We start from the raw sequence: 14,268 nt of genomic DNA, 5'->3' as shown, positions 1-14,268 counted from the left end.
GATTGGATAGACTCGCAGGCGTGGCAGCGATCGACAGGGACATACTTCGGCTGGCGCTGCCGGCTCTCGGCGCGCTCATCGCCGAACCGATCTTCCTGCTCACCGACACGGCCATGGTCGGCCACCTCGGCGCCGATGCCCTCGGGTCGCTCGCGATCGCCTCGACGATCCTCCAGACCGTGCTCGGACTGATGATCTTCCTCGCCTATGCGACGACTCCGCGGGTCGCCAAGCGGATGGGCGCCGGCGACACCCGCGGTGCCGTCGGCGCCGGCTTCGACGGCATCTGGCTCGCCCTCGTCACCTCGGTGCTCCTCCTCGTCGCCGGACTGCCGCTGCTGTCGACCGCGATCGCCGCGTTCGGACCGGGAGCCGCGGTCGCGGCCGGAGCGCAGACGTATCTGGCGATCTCGTGGTGGGGGCTGCCGTTCATGCTCGTCGTCATCGCCGCGACCGGGCTGCTGCGCGGACTCCAGGACACCCGCACCCCACTCGTCGTCGCCGCCGTCGGCTGCATTGCGAACATCGGCCTCAACGCCCTCTTCATCTACGGCCTCGGCCTCGGCGTCGCCGGCTCTGCGCTCGGCACCGTCGTCGCACAGGCGGGCATGTGCGCCGTCTACCTCCTCATCAGCCTGCGCGCGGCCCGCCGCTTCCACGCGAGCTTCCGCCCCCACTGGGCAGGCGTCCTCTCCTCGGCGAAGACCTCCGGCTGGCTGCTCGTGCGCAACGCGAGCCTGCGCGCCTCCCTCATCGTCCTCGTCGTCCTCGCCACCGCGGCCGGTACGACGGAGCTCGCGGCGATCCAGGTCGCCCAGAGCCTCTTCTTCGCCCTCGCGCTCGCCCTCGACTCCCTCGCGATCGCCGGGCAGGCCCTCATCGGCCTCCAACTCGGAGCGCGGAACGTCGACGCCGTCGCCGCGATCAACCGCCGCCTCATCCTCTGGGGCATCGTCTTCGGGATCATCGTCGGGCTCGTCCTCTTCGCCGGCTCCGGCCTCATCCCGCGCGTCTTCTCCTCCGACCCCGCCGTCATCGCGACGCTGACCGGGCTCCTGCCGATCCTCGCCCTCGGCATGCCGATCGCCGGGTACGTCTTCGTCCTCGACGGGGTCCTCATGGGCGCCGAGGACGCCCGCTACCTCGCCCTGGCCCAGCTCCTCGCCGTCATCGGCTACGCCCTCCTCCTCATCCCCGTCACCGCGCTGTGGCCCGGTGCGCTGGGACTGTGGGCGACCTTCTGCCTCGGCTTCATCGGCCTGCGCGCACTCACCCTGGGCTGGCGCGTGCGCAACCACACCTGGATCCGCACCGCGGTAGAGAAGGGACTGACATGAGCGAGCACGATCTGGCCACCCGCATCCGGCCCCTGCCGGCCGACACCCCCGACGAGGTGTTCGTCCCCTTCGTCGACCTCGCCTTCAACTGGTCGATGGACAAGCCGACGATTCCCCGCGCCGACCTCGTCGACCGGCCCGATGCGCGGGCGTACTTCGCGGACTGGGGGCGCCGAGGCGACCTCGCCGTGGCCTGCTACGACGAAGCCGGGGAGGAGATCGTCGGCCTCGCGTGGCTGCGCTATGCCGACCCCGCCGCGATCACCGGCGACGAGGAGGAACCCGCTGACGCGACGTTCATCGCCGGGCTCGAACCGCACTCCACCGTCATCGCCTCGACCGTCGTCGACGAGGAGTCCGCTGACGGGGAGATCGTCGCCGAGGTGGTCGAGGACGAATCCGGGGAGGCTGACTTCGTCGCCGAGGCCGGTGACGAGGCGCCCGCCCCCTTCGCCGGCTACGGGTGGGTCTCCGCCGACATCCCGGAGCTCGCGATCGCCGTGCTCCCCGCCTACCAGGGGCAGGGGATCGGCGGGGCCCTCCTCGACGTCCTCCTCACGCTCGCCCGGCTCTCCGGGGTCCGCGCGGTCAGCCTCGCCGTCGAGGACGGCAACGGGGCCGCCCACCTCTACCGCGGCCGCGGATTCGAACCCGTCGGCCGCAGCGGCGACTCAGACCTGCTCGTGCGGCAGCTGGGGTAGCGGCAGCGGGGGCAGCGCGGTCTCGGTCAGCCAGGGACGGACCACCTCGGCGATGTCACGACCGGAGGTGCGCGAGACGCTGTCGATGAAGTCCCGCGTCGTGACGTTGCCGTGCCGGTGCCGCGTCGTCCATTCGCGCACGCACGCGAAGAACACGTCGTCGCCGAGGGTCAGCCGCAGGGCGTGGAGGGTGAGCGCCCCGCGCTTGTAGACGCGATCGTCGAACATGTCGGGGCCGCCGGGATCGGCGAGGACGATGTCCTGCGGGGAAGCGCTGAGCGCCCGATGCCACGTCCGGGCCCACTCGTCGGCGCTCATCAGCCCCGTCTCCTCCGACCACAGCCACTCGGCGTAGCACGCGAAGCCCTCGTTGAGCCAGATGTCGGACCAGCTGCCGGGGGTGAGCGAATTGCCGAACCACTGGTGGGCCATCTCGTGGGCGACGAGCCGTTCGGCCTCCCATTCGGGGCCGAGGTGATTGGGCCCGAGCACGGACAGCGGCTGCGACTCGAGCGGGATCTCGAGCTCCTCGTTCGTCACGACGACGTCGTAGCGGTCGAACGGGTAGGGCCCGAAGCGATCGACGAAGAGGGTCATCATCGCGTGCTGGACGGGCAGGCGCGCGACGGCGGTGTGCCAGGCCTCACCGGCGAAGACCGTCAGCGGAACGGGACTCGGGGCGACCCCTGGCGGGGCGGGCAGCTCGGCGCTGCGGTACCGGCCGATCTGCACGGTCGCCAGGTAGGTCGCCAGCGGCGTCGTCGACTGGAACGTCCACGCCGTGCGCCCGGCCTTGCGGACCTTCTCGACGAGGTCGCCGTTGGACACGACGGTGTACTCGGACTCCGTGAGCACCCTGATCCGGAACTTCGCCTTGTTCGAGGGATGGTCGTTGCAGGGGAACCACGTCGAGGCGCCGACGGGCTGACCGGCGACGAGGACGCCGTCCTCGAGCTCCTCCCAGCCGATGTCGCCCCACGTGCCGATCGCCGGCTGCGGGTTGCCCTCGTAGGCGATGTCGATGCGCACCGGCTGGTTCTTCCCCAGCGCCTCGGTGCTCAGCCGCAGCTTCTTCCCGCGCAGCGAGTAGCGGACCTTGCGGCCGTTGACGCTCGCCTTCGTCACACGCATCCCCGTGAGGTCGAGGACGATCGTCGACGTCTCCGTGAGCACCCGGCCGGTCAGCCGCGCCTTCCCGGCCAGCCGGTTGGGCCCGATCCGGTAGTCGAGGTCGATGTCGTAGTGGTCGATGAGCAGATCCGCACTGCCGACGCCCGGCGTATAGGGATCAAGCATCGACGGGGTGCTCGACCGGGGCGCGCTCAGGGAGTTCAGGTGCATCCACCCAGGGTATGACAGGATTGCCGCTGAAGTACGCATGGGGCGGCACGAACTCGCCGCGCATGACGAGCGAGGTCGCCCCCACCGTCGCGTTCTCCCCGAGGGTCGCCGCGGGCAGGATGACGCTGTTGGGTCCGAGCGTCGCCCCGGCCTCGAGGGTGACCTCGTCGAGGCTCATCACCCGGTCGTGGAAGAGGTGGGTCTGGACGACGCAGCCGCGGTTGACCGTCGAATTGTCGTCGAGGCGCACGAGGTCGGCCTCGGGCAGCCAGTAGGACTCGCACCACACGCCGTGCCCGATCCACGCCCCCATCGCGCGCAGGTACCACACGATCGCCGGGGTGCCCACGGCGTTGCGGGTGAACCAGGGGGCGGCGACGAGTTCGACGAAGCAGTCGGCGACCTCTCCGCGCCAGATGAACGACGACCACAGCGGGTGGTCCCCGGGGCTGATGCGGCCGACGAAGACCCATTTCGCGATGACCGCCAGGCCCGCGGCGACGGCGCCGGCGACCATCATGACGACCCCGGACGTGAGCAGGGCGAGCCCGACGGAGGCGAGGAAGCCGCCGGCCGGGGAGGCCGGTCCGCCGGGGACGCCGAGGAGGGCGATGATCGTGAGGATGACCGCGGCGACGAGCGCGCCGCCGACCATCACCGAGGTGATCCGCAGCGTCTCGAAGATGCCGCGGGCGATCTTCACGCCGAGCTTCGGGGCGTAGGTGAGCGACTCGTCGGCGTCGACGGCGGCCCGGCGCAGCTGCACCGGGGGAGACCCGAGCCACGAGGAGCCCTTCTTCGCCTTCGCCGGGGCCGCCGAGAGCACGGCGACGAGCGCATTCTTCGGCACCCGCCTGCCCGGTGAGGCGATGCCCGAGTTGCCGAGGAACGCCCGCTTGCCGACCTTCGCCCGGCCCGCGCGCATCCACCCGTGGCCGAGTTCGTAGCTCGCGACCATCGTGTCATCGGCGAGGAACGCGCCGGCGGCGATCGTCGTCATCTTCGGAACGAAGACGACGGTGGAGATCTCCGTGCCGGGACCGACCTTGGCCCCGAGCGCCCGCAGCCACCACGGGGTGAGCATCGAGGCGTAGAGGGGGAAGAGGAGATCGCGGGCGAGGTCGAGGAGCCGCTCGGTCGCCCACACCCGGTAGCCGCGGGCCGACCGGACGGGGAACTCGCCCTCCTCCATGCCGATGGCGAGCACGCGCACGGAGATGAGGATGAACAGGGCGGTGCAGACGAACCACACGCACGCCAGCAGCGGTGACCACGCGAGGACGAGCCACGGGTTCTCGACGACGGCGATCCCGGAGACGGCGACCATGAGAAGGAGCCCGGGCACCGCGGCGAGGTAGGGCAGGGCGGCGTTGAACTGGGAGCCGGCGGCGTAGAAGAGGAACGGCAGGCGACGGCGCTGCGGCGGGGCAGGCCACGTCTTCTTCGCCTTGCCGATGCGCACGGCCGGGGAGCCCGAGTAGATCTGGTTGCGGCGCACCTTGCCCGTCACCGCGGACCCAGCCTCGACGAGCGCCCCGGCGCCGATCTGCGTGCCGGGCATGAGCGTCGACCGAGCACCGACAGTTGCATTCTCCCCGACGACGATCGTGCCGATGCGCAGGAGGTCACCGTCGACCCACCAGCCCTTGAGGTCGACCTCGGGTTCGATCGCCGCACCCCCTTCGAGGGTGAGGAACCCGGTGACCGGCGGGGCGGAGTGGAGGTCGGCGTCGGGTCCGATGCGGTTGCCGAGCAGCTTCGCATACCACCCCACCCAGGGGGCGCTGGCGACGGAGACGGCCGCGGCGAGGTCGGCGATGTGCTCGGCGAGCCACAGCCGCTTGTGCACCCAGCCCGACCGCGGATAGACGCCCGGTTTCAGCCCGGCGAGGAGCAGCCTGGCGGCACCGGCGGAGATGAGCATCCGCCCCCACGCGGTGACGAAGACGAGGAAGAGCGTGATGACGACCGGCCACGGCGTCAGCGGCACGTCGGCCCCGAGGAGGTTCGCGAGGTTGGCGAGGACCATGGCGATGACGACCCACCGCACCCCGCCGAGGATGTGGACGGGGATCGCGAGCAGCGTCTGGAATGCCTGCATGCCCTTCGACGTCCGCCCGATCTCCCGGATCGGTCCGGGGGCGGCGGCCCCGTCATCGCCGAGGCAGAGGGTGGCCAGCGCACCGAAGCGCGGGTGGGCGTAGATGTCGCCGACGGTGACGCTCGGGTGCTGGCCGCGCAGCCGGGAGACGAGCTGGGCGGCGGCGAGGCTGCCGCCGCCGACGGTGAAGAAGTCCGTGTCCGCACCCGGGCGGGACCCGAGGACCGCCGTCCACTGGTCGGCGATCCATTCGGTGGCGGGGTCGAACACCTCGGTGCTGTCCGCGGTCTCCGCTTCCCCGCCCATCGGCCACGGCAGGGCGGCGCGGTCGACCTTGCCCGAGGTCTTCGTCGGCAGCTCGTCGATGAGGGCGAGGCGGGGGACGAGAGCGGCCGGCAGTTCGACGCGCAGAGCCTCCTCCCATGCCGGGATCCGATCCTGCGCGTCGGGGGCGGCGCTCGCGAGGTAGCCGACGAGGATGTCCGTGCCGGCCGGGGTCGTCTTCACCGCGGCCGCCGCGCCCTCGACGCCGGCCAGCGCCTGGAGGGCGGCGTCGATCTCACCGAGTTCGATGCGGCGACCGCCGAGTTTGATCTGCTCGTCGGCGCGGCCGACGAAGATGAGGCCGGCGGGATCGTTGACGACGAGGTCGCCGGACCGGTAGGCCCGCTCCCAGCCGAGGCTCGGCATGGGCGCGTACTTCTCCGCGTCCTTGGCCGGATCGAGGTAGCGGGCCAGGCCGACGCCGCCGATGATGAGCTCGCCGGTCTCACCCTCGGCCACGGGGGTGCCGGCGGCGTCGACGACGGCGAGCGACCAGCCGTCGAGCGGCAGGCCGATGCGGATCGGCTCGGTCCCGTCGAGGAGGGCGGCGCAGGCGACGACGGTCGCCTCGGTGGGGCCGTACGTGTTCCACACCTCGCGGCCCTCGTCGCTGAGGCGGCGGGCGAGTTCGGGGGGACAGGCCTCGCCGCCGAAGATGAGGAGGCGCACGGCGTCGAGGCTTTCGGCCGGCCACAGGGCGGCCAAGGTGGGCACCGTCGAGACGACGGTGATGCCGCGCGAGGACAGCCACGGCCCGAGGTCCATGCCGGACTTGACGAGCGCGCGCGGGGCGGGGACGAGGCAGGCGCCGTGCCGCCACGCCAGCCACATCTCCTCACAGCTGGCATCGAAGGCGACGGAGAGGCCGGCGAGCACGCGGTCGCCGGGACCGAGCGGCTCCTCGGTGAGGAAGAGGGCCGCCTCGGCGTCGACGAACGCGGCAGCCGAGCGGTGGGAGACGGCCACGCCCTTCGGGGTGCCTGTCGACCCGGAGGTGAAGATCACCCAGCAGTCGTCGTCGGGGGTCGGCCCGCGCATCTCGGAGCGCTCGAGCGGCCCCCGCGCGGTGCGGGCCTCGATCGCCCGGCCCTCGGTGATCACTCCGGTCACGGCCGCCTCGGCGAACACGGTGCGGGCCCGCTCATCGGGATCGTCGACGTCGACGGGGACGTAGGCGGCACCGAGCATCATCGTCGCGAGGATCGCGACGTAGAGATCGACGGAGCCCGACGGCACGCGCACCCCGACCTTGTCACCGGGACCGATGCCCGCCTCGGCGAGGCTGAGGGCGAGGTCGCGAATGTCGGTGATGAGCTCGGAGTAGCTGAGCACGGTCCTGCCGTCGTCGATCGCGGGCTGGTCGCCGTGGGCGCCCGCGGTCTCCAGGAGCACATCGATGAGGGTGCGATCCTCGCGGGGGCGGGGCTGGGCAGGGAATTGCGCGGCGTGTTCTGTCACAGTACTTCCGGATCGAGCTGCCAGGTCGACGCCGTGAGCGCCGACTGAGTATTCGCTGATGATCTTAGCCGGAGAAGGTGTCGGGCACGTGAACGCCGGTATGACGTGGCACACGGTGACGTGATAGATGTGAAGGATCACGGGGATCGGTCGGCCGGTCCCGCTGCGACACCCATCCACGATGCTGAGGAGAGCGCCCATGGTCACGGTTTTCACGAACGCGAAGGTCTTCGACGGCACCCGGTTCGTCCCCGGACGGCGCGATGTCGTCGTCGACGGCGATCGGATCACCGCGATCACCGAGGAGGGGCAGGGGTCCCACAACGCCGGCGACGAGTTCGTCGACGCCACCGACCGCACGCTCGTGCCCGGCATCATCGACTGCCACGTCCATCTCATGAGCGCGGGCGCGGCGAATGTCTCGGCATTCCACGACCCGTTCTCCCTCCAGTTCTACAACTCCGTGCGGCACATGGCCGACACGCTCGCCGGCGGGGTGACGACGGTCCGCGACGCCGGGGGCACCGACCTCGGGACGAAGACGGCCGTCGAGACCGGGGTCGTGCCCGGGCCGCGGCTGACGATCGCGGTCAACATCATGTCCCAGACCGGCGGGCACGGGGACAACCACCTCGTCTCCGGCGCCGAGTCCCCGTTCCTCGCCGCCCACCCCGGTCGCCCCTCGGGCGTCGCCGACGGTGTCGAGGGGGTGCAGAGGAAGGCTCGTGAGCTGCTCCGGGCCGGGGCCGACCACATCAAGATCTGCTCGACCGGCGGGGTCCTCTCCCCGCGGGACGATCCGCGCCACTCCCAGTTCTCCGACGCTGAGATCGCGATGATCGTCGCCGAGGCGGCCGCCCAGGGAGCGCACGTCATGTCCCATGCGCAGGGCGCACCGGGCATCAAGGCCGCGGTGCGCGCCGGTGTCCGCTCGATCGAGCACGGCATCTACCTCGACGACGAGGCGATCGACCTCATGCTCGAGCACGGCACGTTCCTCGTCCCCACCCTGCAGGCGCCGCGGGCCGTCATCAAGGCCGCCGAGGCGGGGGCGAACATGCCGCAGTCGGTCATCGACAAGGCGAAGACCGTCATCGACGCCCACCACGATTCGATCGTGCGCGCCCACGAGGCGGGGGTGCGGATCGCGATGGGCACCGACGCCGGAGTCGGCCCGCACGGGGAGAACCTCGAGGAGATCAGCCTGCTCGCCGGGGCCGGGCTCTCCGGGGCCGAGGCGCTCGCCGCCGGCACCTCGGTGGCCGCCGACCTCCTCGGCCACGAGGACCGCGGGCGCATCGCTCCCGACCTCCTCGCCGACCTCGTCCTCATCGACGGGGACCTCAGCACCGACGACGTCCGCGGCATCGAGGACCGGGTCAGCCAGGTGTGGCTCGGCGGCGTGCGCGTGTGAGCGGGTGCGGCTGAGATTCCTCGTCTCGCCGCATCCCAGGTTAGGGCGGACTAACCTGGGATGCCGTAGACTCGAAGGGTGAGCACGAAGAGCACCCGGAACGGTGAGGCGCAGCGCCGATGAACCCCCTCGACTGGTCGTTCCCCGTCGCCGTCACGTGGCTCATCCTCTTCGGCATCATCCTCGCGCGCGCCGGGGGCACCTACCTGCTCGGGCGTCTCGCCCGCAACGGCATCCGCCGCATTGACCGCGTCGACCGGCTCATGTCGGGACGCAAGTACCGCAAGGCGGAGGCGATGATCAACCGCTACGGCTCTCCCGTCATCGCGCTGAGCTTCCTCACGGTCGGGCTCCAGACGGTCCTCAACCTCGCTGCGGGCACCTCGGGGATGAGCGCGCGCCGATACATTCCGGCGCTCATCATCGGCGGCTCGGCGTGGGCGCTCGTCTACTCGACCGTCGGCTTCCTCGGCTTCCAGGCGCTGGCGAAGGCCTACGCGCTCGCCCCCGGCCTGACGGTCGGACTCGTCGCGTGCTTCGCGCTCGCGGTCGCCGGTCTCATCATCGGCCTCAAGCGCAAGGACGACCCTGCTCAGATGGACTATGCCAGCGACCCTGACGCGGCCGACTCCGGTGATGCCGCGGACGCCGACGGTGCCGACGCCGACACTGGTGACGTCGGCGATGCTGATGCCGGTGCCGCCGGCGCCGGTGACGTCGGCGACTTCAGTGACTCCGGCAGCTCCGGTGAGGCGCGCGCCGGGCAGGCACGGTCGTCCCGCGCCTCCGACGACAACGCCTGACCGCCTCGGTGCAGGTGACGCTCCGACCGCCTCGGCGCGGGTGACCACCGACCGCCTACGGCGAGAGGTGAGAGCGGTCGGGTCAGGGCTTGTGGGTGGGGGAGACGTCCTCGCTCATGTCCTCGAGTTCGATGCCCTTCGTCTCCGGAACCTTCCACCACACGAAGAAGAAGGAGAGGACGGCGAAGAACGCGTAGAAGCCGTACGCGAAGGTGAGGCTGATGTCGGCGAAGATCGGGAACGTCGTCGAGATCGCGAAGTTCGCGACCCACTGCGCTGCCGCGGCGACGGCGAGGGCGGCGGCGCGGATCCGGTTGGGGAACATCTCGCCGAGGAGGACCCAGGTCAGCGGACCCCACGTCGCACCGAAGCCGACGACGAAGACGTTCGCGGAGATGAGGGCGATGACCGACCAGGGGGCACCGAGCTCGGCGCTCGTCGTGCCGTCGGCGGCGGTGACGAGTTCGGCGAAGGAGAACGCGATCGCCATCATCGCCAGTGAGACGCCCATGAGCAGGGAGCCGGCGAGGAGCATCTTGCGGCGCCCGACCCTGTCGACGAGGAGGATCGCGACGATCGTCACGACGATGTTCGTCACCGAGGTGATGACGGAGGTGAGCAGGGCGCTCGACTCGTCGAAGCCGACGGACCTCCACAGGGTCGTCGAGTAGTAGAAGATGACGTTGATGCCGACGAACTGCTGGAAGACCGACAGCAGGATGCCGATCCACACGATCGGCTTGAGGCCGAACCGCTTGCCGATGAGGTCGCGGAACGACTCGCGCTCCTCGCGCTTGAGCGATTGGCGGATGCGGTCGATGAGGGCGTCGGTGTCGACGACGCCGGTGAAGTCGCGGAGCACCTTCGCCGCCTCCTCCTCGCGGCCACGGGCGACGAGGAAGCGCGGGGACTCCGGCAGTCCGAGGGCGGAGAGACCGTAGATGAGGGCCGGGATCGCCTCGACCATGAACATCCACCGCCACGTGTCGATGCCGAACCAGAACGGGGCCGAGGCGCCACCGGAGACCGTGGCGAGCAGCGCATTGGACAGCAGTGCGGCGAAGATGCCGGAGACGATCGCGAGCTGCTGGAGGGATCCGAGGCGTCCGCGCACACGGGCGGGGGAGACCTCGGCGATGTAGGCGGGAGCGATGACGGAGGCCGCGCCGACGCCGAGGCCGCCGACCATGCGCCAGATGATGAGGTCGGTGACGCCGAAGGCGAGTCCCGAGCCGATCGCGGAGATGAAGAAGAGGATCGCGGCGACGACCATGACGGGAAGGCGACCGAAGCGGTTGGCGAGCGATCCCGCAAACCATGCACCGACGGCGCAGGCGATGAGCGCCGAGGAGACGGCGAAGCCCTTGAGGAACGCGTCGAGACCGAAGTCGGTGGCCAGGGCGTCGACGGCGCCGTTGATGACCGCCGTGTCGAAACCGAAGAGGAACCCGCCGAGGGCGGCGGCGATCGAGATGCCGATGATGCGGGAGGACACCCGCTCCATTCCGTGCAGCCGGTTGTCGGCTGGGTTCTGAGACGTGGACACGGGAGGTCTCCTTGGGTGATTCGGTCGCCCGGAACCGATCATCCCGGGTGCTGTGCGTCACCCAGGGTACGCCAGGTCGGCGGGCACGGGCGACTGCCGCGCTGCCGTGTCCGCGACCTGGCCGCACGCGTGGCTCGCGATCGCGGGCGGACAGGATCGATAGGGTGGGGACCATTGTGCCGGCCGGTGACGGACCGCAGCGACTCGCCCGGCACCGCCGAGGTCCCGGAGGACAGCGTGCCGAGGCACAGCAGGCCGAGGCGCAGCAGTCCGGAGAGCACGGGAGGGAGAGACGATGGGACAGCGGAGCACGCCGGGATTCGCGGGCGTTGCGGGAGCGGGAATCTACTTCTCGTCCAACGGCGCCGCGTTCGCCGCCCTCCTGCCGTGGTACCCGCTCCTCATCACCCGGCTGGGTCTGAGCGCGTGGGAGTTCGGGCTCGTCGTCGCCTCCTTCGCCGTCGGGGCCATCGCCTCCTCCATCCTGCCGGCCCGGCTCATCGGCCGCTTCGGCGCGAACGCGGTCGTCGTCGGCGGCACCGTCCTCCTCGTCGCGTTCGTCGCGCTCACCGGATGGTCGACGAGCGGCTGGATGATGGCCGGCTGCCTCTTCCTCGTCGGAGTCTGCGACGCCATCGTCGATGTCGCACAGAACGTCGTCGGTATCGGCGTCCAGGAGAACCGGTCGCGGATCATCCTCTCCTCGATGCATGCGCTGTGGAGCCTCGGCGGTCTGCTCAGCGGTGCCCTGGCCACAGCGGCCGCGGCGGCGGGCATGGACATCCGGCTGCATCTCCTCCTCGTCGCGGTCGGCTGCCTCGTCCTCGTCATCGTCGGGCGGTGGCTCATCGGGGGAGAGGGCCGGCAGTGGGGCAGGCACATCATCGACGACGCCGAGGCGGCCCGTGCACCGGCCCCGGGACCCGGGCGCAAGCGCCGGATCCTCATCGCCGCGCTGCCGCTGGCGATCGTCGCGGTCTGCGGGACCGCGGTCGAGGACATCGCGAACAACTGGGCGGCGCTCGCCGCCGTCGACATCGCGGGTCTGCCGGTGACGATGGCCGGGATCGGATTCAGCATCGTCATCGGCAGCCAGTGCGTCGGCCGCTTCACCGGCGATGTCCTCGTCGGCCGGTTCGGGGCGGGACGGATCGCCCGCCTCGGCGGCGTCCTCATCGCTCTCGGAGGTCTCGGGGCGGCGACCGCGGTCGAGCCGGTGCAGCTGCTGGTCTCGCTCGCCGCGCTCGGATACGGCTCGGCGACGCTCGTGCCCGGGGCGCTCAGTGCCGCCTCGCGCCTTCCCGGTGCCGGGCGGGCGGCCGGAGTGACGCTCGTCAACTGGATCATGCGCATCGGGTTCATGGCGACGAGTCCGCTCGTCGGGGTCATCGCCACCGCGACCAACCTGCGCTGGGGCCTCGGGCTGCTCGTGGTCATCGGGGCGGCGACCGTCGTCTTCGCCGGCCGCTTCGACGGTGAGCGGCAGCGGGAGGACTGACCGCGCAGGAGAGCTCGTTCGCGGTTCCGGCGACGCCGAGAACGGACCCGGCATCGCTGCGCACACGGCGCCGAGGGGGCACCGGGCGGCGCACCGAGGGCGCACCAGGCGGCGAGGGTGCTGCGGGAATCGAAAGGAAATGAAAAATGTGCCGCGACATCAGTCGCGACACATTCGATCGGTCGGGCTAGCGGGATTTGAACCCACGACCTCTTCACCCCCAGTGAAGCGCGCTACCAAGCTGCGCCATAGCCCGTTGCTCAGCACCCGTGCCGGGGCAACGTGGTCAAGCCTATAACGATCGCTCCCGAACTTCCAAAATTGCGGTTCGTGACCTTCGACAAACTAGTATCATCCCAGGTAGTCACCTGAGAGACAGGGGTCTGCTGACTTGTCGTCAGAGGGTCAGTAACATTTCTGTTTCGTGATTGTTATGTAAGCACTCCAGGCGGCTATGCTTGGAACACCGACAAGCTGGAGGAGTCGACATGGCGGAACTGGATTTTCCAGTCTCTTACCTATACTCACGGGACCACGAGTGGGTCCACACCACGGAGAACAACGTCGTCTACCGTGTGGGTATCACCGATTTCGCCCAGTCCCAGCTGGGCGACGTCGTCTATGTCGACCTGCCCGCAGTCGGAGATTCGATCACCCAGGGCGACTCCTGCGGAGAGGTGGAGAGCACGAAGAGCGTCTCCGATCTCATCGCGCCTCTGTCCGGCACCGTCACCGAGATCAACGAGGCGCTCTCCGACAAACCTGAGACCGTCAACTCCTCTCCCTATGAGGACGGCTGGATGTACCTCGTCGAGGCGAGCGATCCCGAACAGGTGATGGGCCTGTTGGACGAGGAGCAGTACCATAAGCTCGTGCAGAGCGAGGAGGCATAATGTCGCAGAACAATGACCAAGGGCGCCGGAATCCCTCGCAGCCGTGGTACGACAACGGAGAAGTTCCGCAGTCGAAGAAGTTCCCCTTCGGCACCGGAAACGATGGCGCCGACCAGGATCAGGGCCGTGACGGTCGTGGCAACACGCCTGCCTACGGGCAGCCGCCGGTTGAGGATGCGCCTGCCGCGCCGAACTTCGGACAGAACCAGCCGCAGCAGAACCAGGGCGACGGCGGACACGGCCGGCACGCCGATCACCCCACAGGTGAGCAGCCTCCCGGCCGATACGGCCAGCAGGACGACTACACCCAGCAGGGTCAGTATCAGCCGCAGGGCTATGACCAGCAGGGTCAGTACGCTCAGCAGGGTTACGACCAGCAGGGCTATGACCAGCAGAACCAGGGTGGTCAGCAGTACCAGGGCGGCCAGCAGTATCCGGGCGCGCAGAATGCCGGCGACTCGGGTCAGCAGCCGTTCCAGGGAATCCTCGACCCGCACACCGGTGAGATCCACCCCGTGCCGGACCTCGACGGACTCCAGGACACCGACGCCCTCCTCGTCGTTGTGTCGGGACCGGACTCCGGTTCGCAGATCCTCCTCGACACGGATGTCGTCACGGTGGGCCGCAGCCCGAACGCCGACATCTTCCTCGACGACGTCACCGTGTCGCGCAAGCACGCTGAGTTCATTCGCACCCCGAGCGGATTCACCCTGCGCGACACCGGGTCGCTCAACGGCACTTATGTCGGTCGTCAGCTCATCGACTCCATCGAACTGCAGAACGGCGCGGACGTGCAGATCGGGAAGTTCAGAATGATCTTCCAGCAGCGCCCGCGCTCCTGACCGGGGGATA

At 70.0% G+C, this 14,268-nt stretch carries 10 protein-coding genes and 1 tRNA gene; 7 read left to right on the top strand and 4 right to left on the bottom strand.

Going from position 1 to position 14,268, the window contains the following annotated elements; translation table 11 throughout:
• Positions 1-20 precede the first annotated feature (20 nt).
• Together AC2W7K_RS13355 and AC2W7K_RS13350 are read left to right on the top strand one after the other, a co-directional pair.
• Positions 21-1,337, top strand: coding sequence for an MATE family efflux transporter (locus AC2W7K_RS13355; RefSeq protein ID WP_198499024.1), 1,317 nt, complete (start codon positions 21-23; stop codon positions 1,335-1,337).
• On the top strand, positions 1,334-2,038 hold the full coding sequence (locus AC2W7K_RS13350; RefSeq protein ID WP_198499023.1) for a GNAT family N-acetyltransferase: 705 nt from the start codon (positions 1,334-1,336) through the stop codon (positions 2,036-2,038). The genes AC2W7K_RS13355 and AC2W7K_RS13350 overlap by 4 nt, the downstream gene beginning before the upstream one ends.
• Here AC2W7K_RS13350 and AC2W7K_RS13345 read toward each other — a convergent pair.
• Together AC2W7K_RS13345 and AC2W7K_RS13340 are read right to left on the bottom strand one after the other, a co-directional pair.
• A complete protein-coding gene (locus AC2W7K_RS13345; protein ID WP_232623624.1) occupies positions 2,009-3,379 on the bottom strand; it encodes a M1 family metallopeptidase in 1,371 nt (456 codons plus the stop codon). The genes AC2W7K_RS13350 and AC2W7K_RS13345 overlap by 30 nt on opposite strands.
• A complete protein-coding gene (locus AC2W7K_RS13340; protein WP_198499022.1) occupies positions 3,327-7,262 on the bottom strand; it encodes a Pls/PosA family non-ribosomal peptide synthetase in 3,936 nt (1,311 codons plus the stop codon). The genes AC2W7K_RS13345 and AC2W7K_RS13340 overlap by 53 nt, the downstream gene beginning before the upstream one ends.
• Before the next feature lie 199 nt (positions 7,263-7,461).
• Here AC2W7K_RS13340 and AC2W7K_RS13335 point away from each other — a divergent pair, with 199 nt between their 5' ends.
• Together AC2W7K_RS13335 and AC2W7K_RS13330 are read left to right on the top strand one after the other, a co-directional pair.
• Entirely contained in the window at positions 7,462-8,676 is a 1,215-nt protein-coding gene (locus AC2W7K_RS13335) for a metal-dependent hydrolase family protein (RefSeq protein WP_198499021.1), read from the top strand.
• A 119-nt stretch (positions 8,677-8,795) separates the two neighbouring features.
• The gene (locus tag AC2W7K_RS13330) at positions 8,796-9,479 is read left to right on the top strand and encodes a DedA family protein (RefSeq protein WP_198499020.1); all 684 of its coding nucleotides are present in this window, start codon (positions 8,796-8,798) and stop codon (positions 9,477-9,479) included.
• 82 nt (positions 9,480-9,561) lie between these two features.
• Here the strand turns inward: AC2W7K_RS13330 and AC2W7K_RS13325 are convergent, their stop codons facing one another.
• Positions 9,562-10,983 (bottom strand): sugar porter family MFS transporter, encoded by a 1,422-nt coding sequence (locus tag AC2W7K_RS13325; protein WP_198500992.1) that lies wholly within the window; start codon positions 10,981-10,983, stop codon positions 9,562-9,564.
• A gap of 337 nt (positions 10,984-11,320) precedes the next feature.
• On the opposite strand from AC2W7K_RS13325, the gene AC2W7K_RS13320 reads away from it, so the two are divergent.
• Positions 11,321-12,523: an MFS transporter gene (locus AC2W7K_RS13320; protein ID WP_198499019.1), complete on the top strand. Its 1,203-nt coding sequence runs from the start codon at positions 11,321-11,323 to the stop codon at positions 12,521-12,523.
• A gap of 182 nt (positions 12,524-12,705) precedes the next feature.
• On the opposite strand, the gene AC2W7K_RS13315 is transcribed toward AC2W7K_RS13320, so the two are convergent.
• A tRNA-Pro gene (locus AC2W7K_RS13315) sits at positions 12,706-12,779 on the bottom strand.
• Positions 12,780-13,011: 232 nt separating this feature from the next.
• On the opposite strand from AC2W7K_RS13315, the gene gcvH reads away from it, so the two are divergent.
• Positions 13,012-13,416 (top strand): glycine cleavage system protein GcvH, encoded by a 405-nt coding sequence (gene gcvH, locus AC2W7K_RS13310; RefSeq protein ID WP_198499018.1) that lies wholly within the window; start codon positions 13,012-13,014, stop codon positions 13,414-13,416.
• Positions 13,416-14,258, top strand: a complete 843-nt coding sequence (locus tag AC2W7K_RS13305) for an FHA domain-containing protein (RefSeq protein ID WP_332839526.1) — start codon at positions 13,416-13,418, stop codon at positions 14,256-14,258. Before gcvH ends, AC2W7K_RS13305 begins: the two co-directional genes overlap by 1 nt.
• The last annotated feature ends 10 nt before the right edge of the window (positions 14,259-14,268 follow it).

Source organism: Brevibacterium sp. LAARM2_SD2 (genome assembly GCF_057364785.1).
This window is presented reverse-complemented; position numbering and strand designations above follow the sequence as displayed.